Annotated in this window: 13 protein-coding genes; 5 read left to right on the forward strand and 8 right to left on the reverse strand. The window is 59.8% G+C overall.

Annotated features, from left to right (window positions below; genetic code table 11):
• Positions 1-2: 2 nt before the first annotated feature.
• Both ABIB78_RS01980 and ABIB78_RS01985 read right to left on the reverse strand, forming a co-directional pair.
• The gene (locus tag ABIB78_RS01980) at positions 3-983 is read right to left on the reverse strand and encodes a DUF4424 domain-containing protein (protein WP_429021514.1); all 981 of its coding nucleotides are present in this window, start codon (positions 981-983) and stop codon (positions 3-5) included.
• Between the two features lie 89 nt (positions 984-1,072).
• On the reverse strand, positions 1,073-1,369 hold the full coding sequence (locus ABIB78_RS01985) for a hypothetical protein (RefSeq protein ID WP_429020812.1): 297 nt from the start codon (positions 1,367-1,369) through the stop codon (positions 1,073-1,075).
• 169 nt (positions 1,370-1,538) lie between these two features.
• Here ABIB78_RS01985 and ABIB78_RS01990 point away from each other — a divergent pair, with 169 nt between their 5' ends.
• The 3 genes from ABIB78_RS01990 (at position 1,539) to ABIB78_RS02000 (ending at position 5,844) form a co-directional block, all read left to right on the forward strand.
• Positions 1,539-3,260: a hypothetical protein gene (locus ABIB78_RS01990; RefSeq protein WP_429020813.1), complete on the forward strand. Its 1,722-nt coding sequence runs from the start codon at positions 1,539-1,541 to the stop codon at positions 3,258-3,260.
• Positions 3,261-3,400: 140 nt separating this feature from the next.
• On the forward strand, positions 3,401-5,179 hold the full coding sequence (locus tag ABIB78_RS01995; RefSeq protein WP_429020815.1) for a caspase family protein: 1,779 nt from the start codon (positions 3,401-3,403) through the stop codon (positions 5,177-5,179).
• Between the two features lie 20 nt (positions 5,180-5,199).
• On the forward strand, positions 5,200-5,844 hold the full coding sequence (locus ABIB78_RS02000) for a DUF4384 domain-containing protein (RefSeq protein WP_429020818.1): 645 nt from the start codon (positions 5,200-5,202) through the stop codon (positions 5,842-5,844).
• Between the two features lie 322 nt (positions 5,845-6,166).
• Here the strand turns inward: ABIB78_RS02000 and ABIB78_RS02005 are convergent, their stop codons facing one another.
• A complete protein-coding gene (locus ABIB78_RS02005; RefSeq protein ID WP_429020820.1) occupies positions 6,167-7,927 on the reverse strand; it encodes a caspase family protein in 1,761 nt (586 codons plus the stop codon).
• Between the two features lie 720 nt (positions 7,928-8,647).
• Between ABIB78_RS02005 and ABIB78_RS02010 the strand changes: the two genes are divergently transcribed.
• The gene (locus tag ABIB78_RS02010; RefSeq protein ID WP_429020823.1) at positions 8,648-9,205 is read left to right on the forward strand and encodes a hypothetical protein; all 558 of its coding nucleotides are present in this window, start codon (positions 8,648-8,650) and stop codon (positions 9,203-9,205) included.
• 501 nt (positions 9,206-9,706) lie between these two features.
• Here the strand turns inward: ABIB78_RS02010 and ABIB78_RS02015 are convergent.
• From ABIB78_RS02015 to ABIB78_RS02025, 3 genes are all read right to left on the reverse strand, one after another.
• The gene (locus ABIB78_RS02015) at positions 9,707-10,393 is read right to left on the reverse strand and encodes a hypothetical protein (RefSeq protein ID WP_429020826.1); all 687 of its coding nucleotides are present in this window, start codon (positions 10,391-10,393) and stop codon (positions 9,707-9,709) included.
• A gap of 431 nt (positions 10,394-10,824) precedes the next feature.
• Positions 10,825-11,562, reverse strand: coding sequence for a DUF6065 family protein (locus tag ABIB78_RS02020; protein WP_429020828.1), 738 nt, complete (start codon positions 11,560-11,562; stop codon positions 10,825-10,827).
• A gap of 16 nt (positions 11,563-11,578) precedes the next feature.
• A complete protein-coding gene (locus tag ABIB78_RS02025; protein ID WP_429020830.1) occupies positions 11,579-13,135 on the reverse strand; it encodes an outer membrane beta-barrel protein in 1,557 nt (518 codons plus the stop codon).
• 176 nt (positions 13,136-13,311) lie between these two features.
• On the opposite strand from ABIB78_RS02025, the gene ABIB78_RS02030 reads away from it, so the two are divergent.
• Positions 13,312-13,446, forward strand: a complete 135-nt coding sequence (locus ABIB78_RS02030) for a hypothetical protein (RefSeq protein ID WP_429020833.1) — start codon at positions 13,312-13,314, stop codon at positions 13,444-13,446.
• A gap of 885 nt (positions 13,447-14,331) precedes the next feature.
• Here the strand turns inward: ABIB78_RS02030 and ABIB78_RS02035 are convergent.
• Positions 14,332-16,800: a tetratricopeptide repeat protein gene (locus ABIB78_RS02035; protein ID WP_429020835.1), complete on the reverse strand. Its 2,469-nt coding sequence runs from the start codon at positions 16,798-16,800 to the stop codon at positions 14,332-14,334.
• Between the two features lie 149 nt (positions 16,801-16,949).
• Positions 16,950-18,752, reverse strand: a complete 1,803-nt coding sequence (locus ABIB78_RS02040) for a tetratricopeptide repeat protein (protein ID WP_429020837.1) — start codon at positions 18,750-18,752, stop codon at positions 16,950-16,952.
• Positions 18,753-19,152: the final 400 nt, after the last annotated feature.

The following is a 19,152-nucleotide window of genomic DNA, read 5'->3' on the forward strand; positions in this document are numbered from 1 at the left end:
CTTCAGAACTTGCCGATCATCAAGATTTTCAGGTCGGCATCCGGCTTGAAGTCGCTTGCCGTGAATTGACGCGAGTTGTTGGCAGGGGACGGATTGAGCCGACCCGGACAAAAACTGACCAGACGGTCGTCGCCGCCAAAATCGATCGTCAACGTGAAGGATCGGATTGGACCTGCCCAGTTCGCACCCGTCTTGAGCACGTAGGAAATACGCCGCTCCTGCAGCTTTGCCGCATTGTCCTGGCTGTTGCCCGTGCGCTTGTCCAATTCGGCAAGGAACGCATCCGTGACGCAATACTCTTTCCTGTACCGCTCGACTTCCGAACCTAGTGCTGCGTTGCGACGCAGACCCGAGCGCAGGACCGTGTCAGGGCTGGAGCCGACGCTCGGGCGATACTGATGCTCGACAATGATAGTACGTGTCGGTGGAAATACTTGCTCGCGAACAGCCGAAGTCTTGGTTATCCAGCCGGGCGTGTACTGCTGGCGACCGTTGTCGCTCATGCCGGCGGGCATCAGAAGGCCGTCATCGATCAGCTTCGTTCGGGTTGTTGCCGGCAGATCGGCCACCCGGATCTCCCGATCACCGAGCGGCAGCAGGGGCAGCTTGAACTGACGGAGAAGGGCGGTGACATCCCTATCGCCGACCATGGCGCGTTGGTCGATGGTCAGTGGCACCGGGTTGCCGTCGATCCTGGTCTCGAACTCGACGAAGTTGACCGGATTGCTCGATGGAAGCGCAATGTTCTCGGCATCGGACAAATCGATGTCGGGCAGCGGAAAAGCGACAGTGAGCGCAACCGGCTTGCTCGTCTGGTTGACGAATTGGTAGCGAACGCTGACCCTGTCCAGTCCGATATGAAGTTCCTCGCTCGCCATGGTCACATCCTTGGTGCGAACGAATTGCAGCCCGCCGATGGACAATTCGGCGGCGGAATCGTTTGCCCGCGCGGGCCAGCTGGTTGCGGTCAAAAGGGCGATCATCAAGGCTCGCGACCTCAAGGACAACCCGCTTAACGCTTCATTTGCCATGCCGGCCTCCATGCGGCGCCGCAGCGTCCGCCCGTGTGGGCTCAATCGATCGCCTGGTAAAGGTCTCCCCATTCCGGCTTCCAGACGCCATCCCGGTCGCAAACCACGATCGCGAGCTTCATGTCATTGGCGAGCCGGATTGCGCCGCGAAAGGCGTCCTGGGCCGGCATATGGGCGCTGACCTGGTCGCTGCTCAGGCGTCCCCCGCTTGCGGCGGCTGGCAACACGATTGACCCGGAGGCACCCGCATCGTCGCGCCTCAAAACCAGAGTAATCGCGTCGGGCTGGATTTCGCTGACTTGCTCAAATCTGTTTCTGGCCATGATTTTGCACTGCAAGCTGAAGGAGTTCGGACTATCACCGTCCAGTGAAAGAGTTGAACGGGATTGGGGTTGCTCGCCACTAATTGACGCTGCGCTCGCGCAGTCTTGGATTAGCAGTCTTGGATTAGCAGTCTTGGATTAGTCGGACTGACGCCGCATTCGGTTCGGTTACATTGAGGCGGATATGCTTCGTCGATCTAGCTGGATCTGGCTCTCTATCGTCGGTGCAGCCTTCGCTGCAACCGGTGCAAAGGCCGACGATGCCGTCGTGCGAAGCTTTGCCGGCGGTTCGGCTGCCTCCATGGTAGGAATCGTACCGGCCGGGCAGGACGTCGAACTCGCGGGCCCGCAAGCGCTCAGCGCTGACGGACGGGGAAACCTGTTTGTGCTTGATCAGGTCAACGGCCGCATTCTGCAGTTCGACCCCAAACTATCGAGCACTGCACCTGACATCCTGAAGATGCCAGGCGATGTCCAGCCTACCGACCTCGTTGTCCGCAACGACGACATCATGGTTTGGGACGGCGGCGTACGGATGCTGAAGGCGGCACCGGGACAGTCCACACGCGGGCTGGGCGGAGACGTGATCCAGCTTGAGGAAGCGTCGTCCCGCGGCTCGGACGACCAGGTCGCCATTTCGGCCTTCGCCCAAATGGGCTCGCAGGCGCTGAGCAGTCCAACCGACTTGCTCGATCAGAATACCCGCGCGGCCATCGTAAGGACGACGCGACAGCCCGACCGGCAGTATATCGCCTCGCGCAGCAAGGGATCGGTGATCGCTGACATCATTCCGGACAAGGGCAATGCCAGCGTGCGGGTCGAGATCCAGACCATGGTCAGCAACGAGACCATCGGTCAGCTCGGCCTGCGTGTCCGCAACCAGCTCGGCACCGTGGAGTTTCTTGAGATCGACAACAGTGACCGCTTCTACGTGCTGGCCGAGGACATTCCGCCATCGGGCAAGAATGCCTCCACATTCGTTGCCCGCTATGCCGCGAACGGACGCCTGGAGGGCATCTACGAATTGCCTTTGGAGAACACGCCCGTGACCCGGCGGTTCGTCACTGTCTCAGGCGACGGCGATGTCTATTTTCTGCGCACCAAGCCGGAGGGTGTTGAGGTGGTCGGTGTCGGCTTCCGGCCCCTCGGGAAGGTATCCGTCATTGACGTCCGGCCATCGCGCACGGCGACCGCGCCGGCGGCGCAGCCGGATATCAAGTTCAATGCGACCGCCGCCGTGCGGCCGTCCAATCGCCAGCAGGCGATCGAGACGGCCTTCGCCTTTGAGGGCGTTCAGTGGAAGCTGACACCGGCGAACTACGGTAGCGATCCCGACAGTCAATGTTCCGGTTTCAGCCGTATTCGCCGGCCGTGGTATCTGCAGGGTAAAGTAAACCAGGAAGTGCGCGGCGTGCCCTATTGCTGGGGTTGCCACGGTTCGCTCGCCAACTTCCGGCAGCGGATCGAAGGCGGGACCCTGGCGGGTAATGTCTGCACCCGTAACGAGCCACGACCGGATGTGGCCGGCGTCGACTGTTCGGCATTCGTCAGCGCCGCGTGGGGACTTTCCGTTCACTACACGACAGCCGCCATCCCCGCGATCGCCGCACCCGTGACCAACCCCTGGGACCTCAAGCCTGGTGACGCCCTGAACAAGCCGGGTTCCCACGTGATGTTGTTCCTGCGGTTCACGCCGGATCGCAAGGCGGAGGTCATGGAATCTTCGACGGGTGGCTGCAACGGTCGCGTCTGCCGCAACGTCTATCCGCTGGCAAGCCTGCTCGCGCGCGGCTACGTTCCGGTCCGCTTTCGGGCGTTCGCAGATGATCAGACTACCGTATCCGCGAACGCCTATCAGGAGACCGAAGCGCCGACAGGCCGCAAGACAGCGAACAAACGGCGCTGAACCTGGGGTCTCGCTAGGGCTACAGATGAACATGGATCACTTCCTGCGAGCTGGTTTCTGGAGGTCCGGACGGCATCCTGCCGCTCTACCTTACCGGTGTGGTTCCAGGGCAGACCCGCTTGATATCGAGGTGGATCAAGATGCGAAGGCTCAGGGGCTTTGATCAAAAGACCGGTTGGCTGTGTGCCGCCATCCTGCTCGCTACGTTGATCGGCCTGCCACTCCAGCGCGCGCATGCGGCGGGAGAACTGTCGATAAGTAACCCGGACGGTGCGGCCCTCCGGGCGCTCGTCATCGGCATCGACGACTACCAGCATGTACGCAAATTGAAGGGCGCAGTCGCCGACGCCAATGACATCGTGTCCAGCCTGAGGACCATGGGCGTCAGCGATGTGGTCGAACTGACGAATGCACAGGCGGATAGGGCAAGCGTGCTGCGTGAGATCAGCTCACTGGTGGAGCGGACAAAGAGCAACGACCTCATCTTCCTGTCGATCGCAGGTCACGGCACGCAGGAGCCGGAACGCGTCAAGGGCTCCGAACCGGACGGAATGGAGAACGTGTTCCTGCTGCCTGAATTCGCTACCACGCCGGCCGGATCGGTCGAGCGCATTCTGGGAAGCGAATTCAACCATTTCATCCGGCAGTTCGAATTGCGTGGCGCGAAAGTGATCTTCGTTGCGGATACCTGCCACGGCGGTGGAATGGTGCGCGATATCGATCCGCGTGCGGCAGAGATGAGCTTTCGACAGGTGCCGCGCTACACGCTGCTGGTTGATGAATTGAAGCCGGTGTCGAGCAGCGACGACCCGAAGTCCGAACTCGATCTCGACCACACCGCATTCATCGCCGCCGTCGATCGTTACACCAAGGCGCCGGAAGTGCGGATCCCCGGGATCGATGGCCTGCGCGGCGCACTGAGTTATGCCGTCGCACGGGCAGTGGAGGGCAACGCGGACATCAATCATGATGGGAAAGTGACTCTGAAAGAGCTTTTCAGCAATGTTCGGCAGGTGGTCTATCAACTGTCCGACCAACGCCAGAACATCGTGACGGTATCGTCGCCGACACAGACGCCGGAAACCGACGTCGCCTTCGGACTGACGCGCGGCGTCGTGCTGATCCAGGGGACGGCCGCGAGAGCTGCCTCTGGTCAAGGTGTTTCCGTCATGTCCGCCGAAAAACAACCTCCCGCGCCGCCGGCCGTAACGGCCACGTCACAAACCGCTCCAACCGGCGTCGCCGCGAACGGCCCGGCCGCGCCCAGTGCCGCACTGCCGCCCTTCCGCCTCACCTCGCCGATCCGTTTGGCCGCGCTTGACGGCAAGACGAACTATTTCGCCGGCGTCAAGCCGCAGGATGCCAGTGTGCAGGCCGTTCAACCAACTGATAATCCCGACCTGATCTGGGACCCCGTGTCGCATGACGTAATCGCCTGGGGCGATGTGGTCGCCTATGGTGTTGACGTTGCCGGCCTGACGACAGTGGTCAACAGAACTGCAGCAATTCGGGAGCTTAAGCGCATGGCGACGCAGTCGCCGCAGGTAATGCGTATTTGGCCGGATGACCGACAGCAGCGCAGCGGCCAGGCCGTCGAGGTCGAATTGTCCGACGTCGGTTCACGAGCGGTGCTGCTATTCAACGTGTCCGGTGATGGAACTATCCAAATGCTGTATCCGGTGGGTTCTGATGCCGCGCTGGCGCGATCGGCGAATCTGCGGCTGCCTCTTCGGGTAGGTGAGCCGTTCGGTGCCGAGCAGATCGTTGCGGTGACCTCGCAGCAGCGGATGGTTGACCTGGAGACGGTCCTGATGCAGCTCAACCGGCGTCGTGCCTCGGGGCAGGTAATCAAGAGTCTGGAGCGCTACCTGCCGGCGGACGCACGGATCGCGTCGATCGGCTTTTTCAGCGTTCCCTGACAAACGTGGGAAAGCAGGTCATGTCGCCAGCGGAACGGGTTTGCAAGCAATCATGGCTCGCGATCGTGCTGGTGCTGGCGGGAAGCAGGGCCGTGTCCGCGGCGCCACTGCCAACGGCATTTCCGTCTGCAAGCGCGACGATCGCTCCGTTGCTCTGGCGCGTACAGGCCCCGCGCGGCCCGGCAAATGCTGCCAGCGTGTCGCTTGAAATCCTGCCGGGTCCAACTGTCAACATTGGCAGCAAGGTGTCATTCGGTGTGACCGCCAGGAAGCCTGGGTATCTCATGCTGGTGGATGTTGATGCGGAAGGGCGCATGTCCCAGATCTTTCCGACTGCCGAGCTGTTGGCGCAGTCGGTCGGACCCGACATGAATCTTGTCAAGCCTGGCGTCCAATTCATTGTTCCGACCCCGGCGGCACAGCAACGCGGATTTGAATATGTCGTCGCGCCGCCGGCCGGGTCCGCTGTGATCGTTGCGATCCTGAGCGAGCGGCGTGCGCAATTGCTCGATTTGCCAGACATTCAGCGCAAGGTTCAGGGGCCGGCCGATACGTTGAGCTATCTGTCGGACTGGACAAGTCAGCTGCGTGTACCGGACAGCGGCAGCGGAAAACTGGTGCCGAACAATTGGTCGTTCGACATCAAATCATACTCCATCAAGTAGGTAAGCGATCGCGTTGCTACAGCTTGCTCAGGCGGCTGAAGACACCGCCCCGCGCGATCATGTGGTGAATGTCCTTGTGGCCGAGGCTGACGTTCAACTTCTTCAATGCAGGAATCCGCTGTTGAGCTCCGTTGCCCTCAATCGTCGCCAAACCAGGCCCCATCGGATGGCCTTACCGATTACGGAAGAGATCTCGAGCGCGCCACCGTGCATGCCGTCCTAAAGCGTTTTCGGTTCTGATTGAATCAGAACCGAAGCTCTAGATTCTTGTTTTGACGCGTTTTCTTTACGCGAACCGGCGTCCACTTCGCTCGAAAACGCTCTAGTTGCAGACCTCAACGTTGCCGGTACCGCCGCCGGGACCTCCGCCGCCACGGTAATCGAGATGACATCCGCGACGGACCGGGCGGCATAGATAAGAATCACACACGATCTGGCCACTGCCACCCGAGGGCCTGGCGGTCGCCTGTCGTCGGGGAACATCGGCTTGCGGCTCGGGCCTCACGCGGACCGGACGATCCGCGCGCGACGGGCGCTCATCCATGTTACGCTTCGCCACCGGCTTTTTCCCGCGGCGCTTCTCGCATTCGTTGTCCTCGTTCAGGAACGAGCCCTCGGCGCAGGTGATCTTGCGGCACTGATCGCCGTCCGCCCTGTAGCCGTGCTCGCAGATCAGCGGGCAGACTCGGGCCGGCTTCAGCTTGATCGCATCGAGCGCATCGAGGCTTGCGAGCTTGACGTCAAATTTGGTCCCGGCGTGCTGATTGAACAGGGTCAGGGAACGACGCGAGGTCGCGTTCCACTCACCGTCGATGGAGCCCGTGAAACAGCCGACCCGGCTCAATTCGCTCTGTACTGATTTCGTAAGCTCCTGCTGCGGCGGCGCCGTGTTCAAGGCGGCAACCTTCGCGCCCTCGCTGGTCTGAGAGGGGGGAGCGGGTGCAAGATTATCCGGCTTGGCGCTGTCGAGGACGGGTCCGTTCGCGGATAGCACGGCGACAGTTGAGGATTGGGATGCAGTCCGCTTCCGTTCGGCCTCGGTTGCTTGTTCCTGCGCTGCCTGCTTTGTTCTTTCTGCCGCGATACGGGCATCCTCCGCAGCCTTGAGATCTGCGGCCGCTTTTTCCTGCTCGGCCCGCTGGGCACCTTCGGACACGAGCCGAGCTTGCTGCTGCTCAGCTTCCTGCGCTTTCTTGGTCGCGGTAACGCGTGCGTCCTCCGCGTCGATCTGATTGAGCTGAAGCTTGGCCAGATTTGCGTAATAGCCGTCGGGATGCTGGGCGAGGAACGCACTCATGGCGGCTTTATTGCCGAGCTGGAGGGCCAATTCGTAGTCACGACGAATCTCCGACGAGGCGTTGACCGGCGGCGGCACCGGCACCGGCTCCTCTGCCTTTGGTACGAGCGCAACGTCCTCGCCGCCCAGCGAGCCGTAAACGTACGGCTCCTGTCGATTGCCAGTAGCTTGCAAGACATCATCGCGAACGAAGCCGAAAGCTCTGCGCAGGTCGAGTCCAGGCTTCGCGATATACTTGACCAGCGCTGTCGCGTATGGACTGTTCTTGCTGTTGCCGTCGAGTGCGGTCAGTCCGGCTTTCGCTGCAAATGCGATCAGCGTGTTGGATACGGCGGGTTCTACCCGTGCGAGCCCGCGGCTGATCGCGCGCGAAGCGACAGTTCGTTTCATCGTGTCGGCAAATGGATTGTTGCGACAGGCGTCAACGATCACGACGCGCAGTTGCTTCGCGGGCTCGATCGCCAACAGGACACGATCGAGCGAGAAGGCCTCGTCATAGATATCAGTGTCGCGTTCGAGTCTGGCATCCGTCGGGATCAAATAATTCGTCCCGTCGATCTCGATTCCATGACCTGCATAGTAGACGAAGGCGATGTCTGCATCGCGGGCTTGATCGGCGAAATCCCTCAGCGCCCGCCGCATGTCGCTCGATGTCAGGTTCAGCCGAGACTCCACCACATCGAACCCGGCGCCCTTCAGGGTCGCGGCGATAGCGGCAGCATCATTGGCAGGATTCGGAAGCAGCGGCGCGTTTTGATAATTGGAGTTTCCGACTACCAGAGCCACTCGCCTCGTCGCCCAGGCTGGCTGAGACGCCAGGAGAACTGAAGCAGCAAGAAGAACAAAAACTCTGAGGTGTGTGTACAAGCGCATGGCGAACGTCCGAAATCGGCCCGAAACAATGGCACCATTATCGAAAATGGCCGCGCGCAAACTCGACTGCGTCAAACGTTACGAGCGCCGGCCTACCTCCGTACAGTAACAATCTTGAGTCCAATCCATTCCTGATATTGTCGTTCGAGGCAGCGAGGACGTTCAAGAGCACACGGAAGAGTGTAGGGTTCATGGCGGGCAGCCGAACGATATCGGTGTCATGTAAGATATTGAAATGGTTGTTTTTTTGTTTCTTGCGCAGGGGGCTGGGAGTGCCGGCAACCGGCCGGGTTTCGCCAAGCGAAGTTCCATCCCTGGATCGTGAACTCAGAATTGAGCGCGCATCGCCCGATGCGCAAGCGATGATCGCGCAGGATCGTGAGCTTGGACGGGCGCGTTGTTAGTCCCTGTGGCGTCGACAAGGTTCAACCGGTTCGTCTCGACCGTTTGTCGCAGCCGCGAGCCTCTTCCATAGGAACGCGAACTGCGTCTATCTGGAAGCAACGCCAATCCGCTCAAGCTGAGACGTGCGGGTCCAGAACAAGGATCGAAATCTGCGTCCTCGGGATTTGGTCGTCGACGTGCGGACGCCCACCGGGCGTGTCGTCGAAATCTCTAACGTTGGAGACGCACATGTCTATTCCGCTGAAAATCTACGTCACGCCATTCGCTGAAAAGGGTGTCCCCGAGCCTCAGAAATGGAGTGGCGAGTCAGCCAAAAAGGCACTGGATGTGGTCAACAAAATCTGGGCGAAGGCCAAGATTGCGTTCGTGATCAATGACTATCTGGAAGACAAACCGCTCGATATGGCAAAGAGCGCGCGCAACAATGATCAGCGCGTGCTGGATGTTCTCAGTCTCCGGCATGCCCCTGACAACGCGGTCCACATCTATCTCGTTAATCCGATTGTCAATCTCTCGGCTGGTGGCAGCTCATACCTTCATAGCGATCCCGAGCCGGCAAGCTTTGTCCAATGGTATGGCAATGACTTCGCCAGTGGACGCGCCTGGGCCCATGAACTTGGGCATTTGATGAGTCTCGACCACGTCGACGTAGACTACGCCGACGAGAAGTCGGCCGCGCTGCGCAGCAACTTGATGACGAAAGGGTTGAGCGTGGGAAGCGATTTGACCAGTCAGCAGATTGGTGCGGCCAAAAGTTCAAAGCTGGTGAAGCGATTTGGCGGCTGACCGTCACAGTAAGACGGGTCAGCAAGCAAATGCGTATGCCATGCGCAGCTCGCCTTGATAGATCCAAATCGCCTCGGTAGCTCTTAGAAGAGTGTCGCCGATGCCTGCCTATGCTCGGCACTTGGCTGAACCATCGGCAAGATCAAGGCAGCACACAATCTGAGTCTCTGATAGAGAGAAGTTGTCCGCTTTCCGGGGTAGACCGGAAGTCAGGGACGGTCAGTTGGAATGGCGCGATTGACCCGAAACGGCCTCTGGTTGCAGCTCGTTTAGCGATTCAGGAGCGCCGCGAGTCCGGCCGCGTCCGGGATATCGATGGATCGATATGCCACCCGTGGGATAGCCCATATTCTCGAAGCTCTTAAGGATAGGACTAATTGCGTTTCTGGACAGGTTTACCAGAATCGGAACTTGGTGGGCTTTCAGAAACATCCCATTCCGTAGACGACTAAAGCAGCTCGGCGGCGAGCGAGCATGATGGTAACTCGCTGCTATGATTTCCTAGGATGGCCGTTCGACGAAGGCGACGGCCTTGTTACTGTAGGTCCATATCGCGTCGTCGCGTTTGCTGATTCCGAGAAAGGCGGTCGGCGTACCGGCATATATCATCGCCTGATTGCCGCCGTCGATGCCATAGGCCCATGGGTCGAGGCACAGAAACTCGGTGATTTTGTTGCCGGCTCCTGCAGTACGGTGGCCGACGATGCCGACATAGTGGGCGCCGCCAAGGGAGGCCCGCAGCGGCACCTTGTTTTCGAGATTCTTGATTGTCCAATCCACGGCTTTGCTGGGATCCCGGCCCACGCTTACCTGGTCGCGCGCCGTCGGTTCAGCCATTTTCCAGCCCATATAGCGGACGAACACGATCTTGAGGATCGAACCGCACCAATATTCATTGTTCACCGCCTTGAGGAATCCGCCATTGTTCTGGTTCCACGGCAGCTTGCTCTTCTTGTAGTTTTCCATCGACTCGTCCGTCGAGGTCGTCGACAGGGTAGGATGGGTGTGCAGCGGCTCATCCACCAGCATTTCATAGACGCGATGGCGGTTGTCCAATTCGTCGCTCGGGTCTTGGTTGCTGTAGAACTTGCGATAGGCGGGCGCCTTGGCCGGCGTAGTGACGGTGTGGAAATAGTGCCAGATCAAATCGGTTTTCCACGAGGGGTCGCGGGTATGGGTGTCGGACATGGAGACGTTCCATATTTCCATATAAGGTGTTCGGCTGCGGCGGCTGCGCAGCCTTTTCCCGCTGCGGTCAGACCAGCCACGCTAAAAGGTTAGTCCCCGCGCGGTTGATGACGGTTGACCTGTTGCAGTGTGTCGGATTGCCGCAGGTATGAACACACTGAACCGTATTTCAGTGGGGATGAAGCCCCGGACCTCGACAGCATCATCGGGCGCCAGTGGGACAAAGCTGAGTCGTTAATCGTCCGTACGACCGAGCCTGTTCGATGCAAGCAGCGAAGCTCCAAAATTCGGATTCGCGCACTGCCGTACGAAGCGGCAATTCTAGTGATTGCGCACCTGACATCGGATCCTGAAAGACGCGCGATGCTTGCCGCCTACAATTGAGGCAGTGAAGCTCTTCCTTGGAGTTGCCATCGCCCAGGAGTCGTCGCCTAATCTTTCGCAACGAAATCCTTCAAGCGAAGGCGGCTTCGATGGTCCGCATGCGTTTCCTCGCCCGAGGGATTCAGGCCACGAAAATATGCTTTCTGCCACTGCTGCTGCGTTGCTTCCGATCCCGGGTGCTGCAAATCGGTATTGAAGGCGAGGCGACCTTCGGACCATAGTTTGTATTCGCGCTCGATGTCGGGTGCTTTCGATAGCGGCAACGTCTCCGGCTTGATGCGCTCGAGGCTTCCGCGTTCAACCGGAAAAAGATGGCAATATGGCTCCCCCTGCTCAAACCGAATCTTTGTATTCGTACGCGTGAAGCGCCAATTCATCGTGAAGGTGTACGGGGACCAATCCGTCTCGATGATCCCGCTCAACGGTGCGATGGCATCTTTCGGCCTGTTGATAGGTCCGGTCACAAAGAGATCGAAGCCGGGATCGGTGCGGAACAGGCACGGGACGTGGAAGGTCAACACGCCATGCCCGAAGTGGCTGACGGCCGGCGCCTGGGTGCCGAGATCGGGCTTGATCCGAATGGTTTCTTTGTGGTTGAGCCCGTCCCACCGCGCTGAAAAACCCGATGGACAGAGCAATTCCCAGCCGTGAGCGTTTACAATGTTGAGCGGCAGGCAGCGATACGCGAACCGGTGGTCGGTGGCGTCCATCCAGTCCCGCTCGAGCGGCGCAGGACGGATGCGAAGAGCATGGCCGTCCATTGTGTAGGCGACGAGTTTGGGCATCGGTTCGGATACTACTTCATTGCGAAAACCAGCCCTGACCGCCATTTGGCGGACCGGCAAATTTGTAGCTCAACCCTACGCGAACGATATTCTCAGTCAATTTGGCGGAGTGTGTCCATGCGAATCCGCTTAGGGCGCCGATGTTCTGTGGTGCCGGAGCCGTCCGATCACCGAGATCAACATAGAGGTATTCGAACTTCGCCGTCCATGGACCGCTCACAATGGCCTCCCATCCGAGGCCCGCTGTCCAACCAAGTTTCACGCGAGCGTCGGAACCCGCAAATCGAAAGCCCGAGAATCCGGGAAAATCCGTCGCCGTCGAAAAGGCAAAATCCGCGTAGGCCAAACCGGCAGTCACGTACAGCATATTCGATGGGTTCGCCAGCAGCCCCAGGCGTCCGCGGACAGTGCCGAAGTAGTTCGACCGAAAACTGTTTTCCCAGGTATTGGACACCCCGGCAGCAATCGGAAACTGTCTCGGCGGCTCAGTTGATCGGAAGTCACTGTAGTTGATGTCCGTTTCGAGCCCGATGACTGTCCTATCGAATTGCACATTGCAGGAAACGCCGGCGCCGGCCGTAAGTCCTCCCGCGCGCTGAGTATCGATCGAACTTGCCTGCTGGGCGGCAAGTTCGGAGACCACTCCGTTGCTTTGCGCAAAATCGGCGATGGCGCGGTTTGGAGTGGAGGAGAACTCAGCTTTGGCCGAACCATAGCCGGCGTTCACGCCGAAGCTGCAGCCGGTCCAGCTGTAGGGCGCGACCGGCGGCGGAGCCTTGACCGGGATATACGCTGCAAAGGCGGAGTTCGCCTCGTCGAACTGCATGCGGAAATGCGCCTTCGCCTCCCACGCATCGATTCCAGGAGTGAAGAATGACAGGTAGCCGCCTGACAGCCACAGTTCGGCTTGTGATCCGAGTCGCGCGCGGACACCGCCACGCAGTTGTCCATGCCAACGTGTGAGCTCAACGTCGGTGCCATCGATTGTGGTGACACTATTGACGAGCTGTTGGGTATCGTACCGCAACGTGGCCTGCACGAACGGCTGCAGCAGAAATCGCTGGTCAAGCACGACATCGCGATTGAGCTCCACAGAACCTTCGACGTGACCCCAGCTATAGCCCTGGCCGGGGATCGGAAATCCCTGGCCGCTTGTCACACCCCCGACCTCGTCGTGAGCATGAAAAACCGTGAACCGGGGCACGACACGCATCCAGGGCGTATCGATGGTCTGGGTCAGGCTCGCGGATAGGAAGGCGCGGTCAACCGGCATGTTGGCACCGTGCCCGAAAACGTCGAAGGCGCGATCGAGCCGTGCGTAACCGAGCCAGGCATCAAACAGCGTCGTTGGACTGATGAGCCATCCCAGATAGGGCCCTCCGCCGATTCCCGACTGGTAAATCGATGCATTCAGTCCGTCGTACGTGACCTTGGTGCTTTCCGGATTGAACGCAAAACCCGCTATCAGGTCCGGGCTGACGCGATAGTCGAGCCCGTATGTCAGTTCCGACAGCGTGCCCTGCGACGTGAGTCCGACGACCCGGTCGGTGAAGTTGACCTGGCGCGGTGTCATCCAGGCATGCCAGCCGTGGCCCATCGATGCTGAGGTAGGACTTGTGGCGACGCTTGCGTATTGGTTGAACCCCGCGAGAATCGCGTCCGAGATGAAGTAACTGCGCGCAAAGTCCGTCCCAAGCGCGCGTGCAAGATTTGCATGCGGCACTGGCATAGGCGGTGGCGGAGGAGCCGGTGGAGGCGGCGGCCCCGGTGGAGGTGGTGGAGGTGGCCCTGGTGGAGGTGGCGGCGGTGGCGGCCCCGGCGGAGGTGGCGGCGGAGGTGGTGGTGGCGACGGCGGTACCGGCGGGAACACCGGGAATGGCGTAGGTATCACATGCGGTGGAGGTGGCGGCGGCCCCGGTGGTGGTGGCGGCGGTGGTGGTGGTGATATGGAACACAGTTGGTTGGTGAATGCATTCACCTCGTTCGAGATCGACTTGTCGCCGACCAGCGGTCCCAAGGGGCTGCCCCAGGCCCGGAACTTCTCATGATCGTCGAACGACGGCGGAAATACCTCGACTGCCGTGTCCGTTCGAAGGTCAAGGAAGGTCGGCCCTCCCGTGAGCGCCCCGCTCTTGCTGAAACGCCACATGAAGCCAATTTGCGGATCGCCCTGTACGCTGCTTGCATTGATGCAGTAGTCATTGGTCGCGGAGCGATAGCCGTCGAAACCGAGATGGATTCTGTCCGCAGCGATCGCGACGTTCCCGGAAGCGACCACGAGTGCTGTTCCCAGCAAAAATGGGCGGAGCCGCACCTGCCACTGCCGATCCGCGGGATACGCGCACTGCCAATTCAATGTGATCGGAGTCAATTGGACTCGCGAAATGCCCACTCCGCAATTCTCCCGATCGCGTCCCCACCGGGCCTATCGAAGAGCTGTGCAGCTCTCCAACATGTGGCCGTGCACGTTCGAATCCTCATGCTGGAAAGTGGCTCAATCGTGTCAACCGGAGGTGGTGAAATGAAACTCACTAGCGCTGTTGCGTGGCTGCAACAAGACAGACACCGCAAGCGGTCGATAACGGGAGCATAGTCGCCTTCGGTTCCGGATCGGTCCCGCAACAGATAAAAGGCTTAGGAACTTAGCGGCGCACGCTAGCCCAACCGACTCTAATGCTGAGCTTATCGTCCTAGATCTCGGTCTTGCTTTCGAGCACAATTGATCGAATCGAGCAGGACGTCGATATGGTCACGCTCCGGTTGGGTTGATCACGGGCGCGATTGTTTTTTCGAGGTCTCCTCCAACTCGCGGACGATGCGGGCGATGTCCTGATCGTTCGGTACGATCCTCGCCAACTGCTCGGCGTATTTGAGCGCGCTCACCGCGTTCCCGGTCTCGCGATTGAAGTTCACCAAAGCGGAAAGGGTGTCGCGGTCCGCGGGGTGGCGCTCGGCATTCCCTTCAAGTTGCCTGATCGCATCCGATACTCGGCCCGACGAATGAAGCGCGATTGCATAAACGTATGCGTATCGTGCTTGATCGGGTTGCAGATCGCTGGCGTGGTGAAGTTCCTCCAACGCCTCTTGTGGACGTCCTGCACGGACCAGCGTCAGACCAAGTGCGTGACGAAGTGCCGCATCGCGCGGGGCCGACGCGATCGACTTGCGCAGGATGGCTTCGGCCCGGTCTTCCCGTCTCTGTTGCGCATAAAGATTTGCCAGATTGACGGCCGCAGGCGCATACTGATCACTGAGGCGCAGCGCGGCGAGGTATTCTGCTTCGGCGTTGGCCACTTGACCCTCGCGCGCGAAGAAGGTCCCGAGAGTGGTCCGCCCTTCCGGCCGGTCGGCATTCAAGCGCTGGGCTTCGATAAATTCCTGCGCCGCTTTTTCGTAGTCGGCGCGATGCTCCGGCGGCTGAAGCGATGCCGGCAATCCCGCCAGGAGGGATGCGGCGCGGATGCGAACGCCCCGCACCGGGTCTGCGAGTGCGCTGGCTGCAATCGGCCAGAGCCGTTGTACGGGAATGCCATTCAGCATGTCGAGTGCGCCGATACGCACCATCGGATCCGGATCGTTCAGGCCGGTGCGCGCAATGTTTACGACATCTGGAGACAAGTAGACGTTCAACTCGGCAAGGGCGCCAGCGCGGGCGAATCCTGGATTCTGCGCGTTAACGGCAATACTCGCCAGGGAAGCGGCCGCACCGATCTGGTCGGTCCAGGCCGCATGAAACGCAGGTCCGTAGGCCTGAAAGCCCTTGCGTTCGGGGCCATGCCAGCGCTCGATGGCAGCCGCCGCCCATTCCGCCGGCTTGTCCTTGTGACAGTCATTGCACGCATTTGGCGTGCCAAGCTGCACGGACAGATCTGGGCGCGGCACCCGAAAACTGTGATCGTGCCGTTGATCCACGACCATATAGGTATGGATGGGCATGTGGCATGACGCGCAGGTCGGCGGCGGAGTCACGGCGGCGTGTTGACGATGGGAGGGGACTGCAAAACTTTCAGGCGCGTGACATTGCAGGCAGACGTTGTCTCCCGAGAGGCGCGTCTTGCCGCTGTGCGGATCGTGGCAGTCGCTGCAGGTCACGCCTGCCGCGAACATCTTGCTCTGCTTGAACGAGCCATAGTTGTAGACCTCGTCCTGCATCTGCCCGTCCGGATAGTAGAGTCCTCTGGACAAGGGCGAAACCGTATGGGTTTCCGACAGCCATTGGCCAGGAATCCAATTCTCCGAGATCTGCCCGCGCCTTGCGTGACAGAGACCGCAGGTTTCGACCTCCTTGCGCAGCGTTGCGGGCGGCAAACTGCGTGCAGCCGTGGCGACATTCTTTTCATGCGACCACGAGACGTCCCGCCGTTCTGTAAAGCGGACCAACAGTCCCATCATCTCATCATCGGTCTTGCCAAACGGCCACATGCTCTTCTTCGCCGACGCCCAGCCGACATGGTTCGAACCCTGACCATGACAGGCTTCGCAGCCGACGCTGATTTCGGCCCACGTCGTGTTGAAGCGATTGGTCGAGGAATCGTAGTTTTTCCGAACCCCCGTGGAGTGGCATTCACTGCACATGAAGTTCCAGTTCTGATTCAATTTCGTCCAGTGGAGAATGTCGCCGTGGTCAATCTTCTCGTCCGGATAAAGATGAAACCACCGTTGTCCGCCCTTCTCCTTGGGGCGCGCGTCCCAGGCGATCGTCAGAGCCTGCAAGCGACCGTCGGGAAACTCGATCAGATATTGCTGAAGCGGATCGATGCCGAACGTATATTTGATTTCGTACTCGGTCAGAGAGCCGTCAGGTCCGTCGGTCTCGACGAAGAACTTGCCATCCTTGCGAAAGAAGCGGCTGCGCGTCCCGAAATGTTCAAAACTTGCATTGTTGAAGTCGCCAAGCACGGTCTTTTCGGTCGCATGATCCATCGCATGCTTGTGCTGTGATTGCCGCCAAAGGTCCGCTTCCTCCCGATGGCAACCGGCGCAGGTCTCGCTGCCGACAAATTTTGCGACGTCAGGCGAAGCCGCGGACTTCCGGCCTTCGAACGGCAAATGCGTTCCCGTGCCGAAGACAAGCCAGTAGACGAGGCCGCAGCCGATCAGCAGGAGGGCAGTTACGGCAGCAATGATGCGGATGCGATTTGCGGACGGCTCGCTTTTCGAAATACCGTCGTTCCGATTGCGGCCTTTATGCCCTGGGCGCTTGTTCGATCGACCGGAGCGCGACTTAGACGGTGTCAAACGGGGACCCTCGAGCCTGCATTCGCGTGCGGCAGCTTCAACCGCTGCTCCAATCGTCGACTGGCATCAATTCGAATAACGAAAACGAATAACGAAAACTTGGCAAAGCGCAAGCACGGTGGGACGTCAACGAGGACAAGCCGACCGGATCATTTGGAGGCGATCGATTGGGCTTTGCGTAGGCCCGTCATCAGAGCGTCGACAATTTGATCCGTTGCGCCGTGGCGACGCAGAAAGCCCTCCGGATCGCGAGCCACGGGTTCGTACTGTGACATTTTTTCCAAGGCCTGCCGTGCAGCGTCTCGATTTCCAAGCTCGTCATTCGCCACGGCGAGCAGGAGCTGACTGAACCCGGCATCGCCGAGCTGGGATCGTTCTGCGACCGCACGCATTTGCGGGTAGTTTCCTTTCAAATAAAGATCAATGGCGATGAGATGAAAGTACCAGCTCGGAGGGTTCAAACTGCGCTCGATTGCGCGCTTGAGGATCGGAATCCCTTCTTCGAAATTCCCACGTGCGGCAAGCCGCCAGCCAAGTTGGGCGAGGACCTCCGGATCATTCGGATTGAGCGCCACCGCTTGACGGGTGACACGCTCGCTTTCTTCGTATCGCCCCACATAATAGTAGGCAGCGCCGAGGGCTTTGAGCGCCAGTGGGTTGTTCGGTTGCAGGGTCACCGCATGGGCAGTCGCCTCGAGGGCCTTCTCGTATTCCTTTTGCCGGTTACCGTCACCCGTATACCCCAGTCGCCCTGCATCGACGTGCAGCCATCCGAGCATGGCCCAGCCATCACTATAGCCTGGATCGCGTCGAACGGTCTGCTCAAGGCAACGCAGAACGGGATCGAATTCCGTCCGCGAGAAATTTCGGCGGTAGCCATAGGCGCGCAGGACGCACGCGTAGCTTTCCATGTTCGATACTGCAGGCGGCGATGGACTGTTGCCCAAATCGCTCTTGACCACGCCATAAGGCTGGCCGATCACGGTAGCAATCTCGTCTGCAAGATCCGCCTGGACACCCATGAGAGACTGGGAATTGGACGGTCGGGCGTAGGTCTTCGTCCAGACGACCTCGCCATTTGTCGCATTCACTACTCGCGTCGTGACGCGCACCTCGTCGGTATTCGTCTGGACGCTTCCATTAATGACATAAGTGACGCCAAGCTTGCGTGCGAGCTGCACGGCCGCCAGGCTGGAGTCCTGGTCCGACCCGAACGGGAAAGTGTATAGTCGGAAGCCGGCAAACCGAAACAAATTGCCGACCAGTTCCTGACCTATTCCAATTGCGAAATAGCGTGTGCCTTCTCCGGGGCTCAGTACCTCGAATGGCATAACCAGCACGGCAGGGTCGCGCGAGGAGCTCAAATGAGGTCGCGTCCTGCCGGAGAGCAAGATCCATCCCAGCACTCCGATAGCCAGACCGACAACGAACGCCGCGACGATCGGGAAATGACGGAGAAAACCTGGCTTGCTCGCCGACCTGCCATTGCCTGCGACATCATGCGTCGAACGATCCCGAATCTCCGACGCTTGATGGCTAGTTGAGGTGGCAGGCGGCGCGCCATGCCATTCGAAATTGGGAACGTACGAGCCCTTTGGAATCGAAATGCGGACCGCGTCATTTTGGCCGGCGTCCATATAGTAGCTGTCGAGATCGCGGCGCAACCGTCGGGCTTCGAGGCGGACGACCGGGTCGGCTTGGGGATCGAAGGAGTCGTCACGGCCGAATACGGCCAAGGCTATGGTAAAGCCCTTCAGGCTGTCGGCGCGCCCCGAAAGCGTTTCATCGACGATGAAGCGAAGAAATGCGCGCCGCCGCTCGCTGGCCTGGAAGTGCGTGCTTGAGAAGATGCGCTCCAGCTCGGTCCATACATCCTTCGGCGACAGCCCGGCGCCTTCGCGGCAGGTGACGTCGGACGAATCGCGTTCAGACGCAATGGGCAATTTACGCATCGAATTTGCGAGCCCACGAGGGTTCTTGCAAAGAGGGTTCTTGCAAAAAATTCTAGTGTCACTTATCCGCAATTGCAACTCACAAGCGAGCCATCCCTCCACCTCTGATCGCTGGTTATTTTTTCTCTTGCTGATCGATAGGACCCGCCTATGCGCGCTATTGTCGCAGCAGGATCGCGCAGCGCGAAGAGCGGGCTCGTGATCGCTCTCATTTGCTGCGCCAATCGGCGCGTCCTTGCGCACCTTTTCGTGCATAGGGCCGTAATGTTGTTCCGATTAGTCAGGACAAAATGTCGGCTGCGGCGGAACCGGGTGGCGACCAGCCGGGAAGTATTCTCCGCGAAACAGGTTCGAAGCTTGAAGGATGATCCTCGCGCCCCTGCTTGCCGATTCCGCGCAC

The sequence above is a fragment of the Bradyrhizobium sp. I1.14.4 genome (genome assembly GCF_050435825.1).
Classification (GTDB): Bacteria; Pseudomonadota; Alphaproteobacteria; order Rhizobiales; family Xanthobacteraceae; genus Bradyrhizobium.

Excerpts from the sequence above, each read along its gene's own strand:
- ABIB78_RS01995 (WP_429020815.1), top strand. The coding sequence starts at position 3,401 with ATGCGAAGGCTCAGGGGCTTTGATCAAAAGACCGGTTGGCTGTGTGCC.
- ABIB78_RS02040 (WP_429020837.1), bottom strand. The coding sequence starts at position 18,752 with ATGCGTAAATTGCCCATTGCGTCTGAACGCGATTCGTCCGACGTCACC.
- ABIB78_RS02025 (WP_429020830.1), bottom strand. The coding sequence starts at position 13,135 with ATGACACCGCGCCAGGTCAACTTCACCGACCGGGTCGTCGGACTCACG.
- ABIB78_RS01980 (WP_429021514.1), bottom strand. The coding sequence starts at position 983 with ATGATCGCCCTTTTGACCGCAACCAGCTGGCCCGCGCGGGCAAACGAT.
- ABIB78_RS01990 (WP_429020813.1), top strand. The coding sequence starts at position 1,539 with ATGCTTCGTCGATCTAGCTGGATCTGGCTCTCTATCGTCGGTGCAGCC.
- ABIB78_RS02015 (WP_429020826.1), bottom strand. The coding sequence starts at position 10,393 with ATGTCCGACACCCATACCCGCGACCCCTCGTGGAAAACCGATTTGATC.
- ABIB78_RS02010 (WP_429020823.1), top strand. The coding sequence starts at position 8,648 with ATGTCTATTCCGCTGAAAATCTACGTCACGCCATTCGCTGAAAAGGGT.
- ABIB78_RS02000 (WP_429020818.1), top strand. The coding sequence starts at position 5,200 with ATGTCGCCAGCGGAACGGGTTTGCAAGCAATCATGGCTCGCGATCGTG.
- ABIB78_RS02020 (WP_429020828.1), bottom strand. The coding sequence starts at position 11,562 with ATGCCCAAACTCGTCGCCTACACAATGGACGGCCATGCTCTTCGCATC.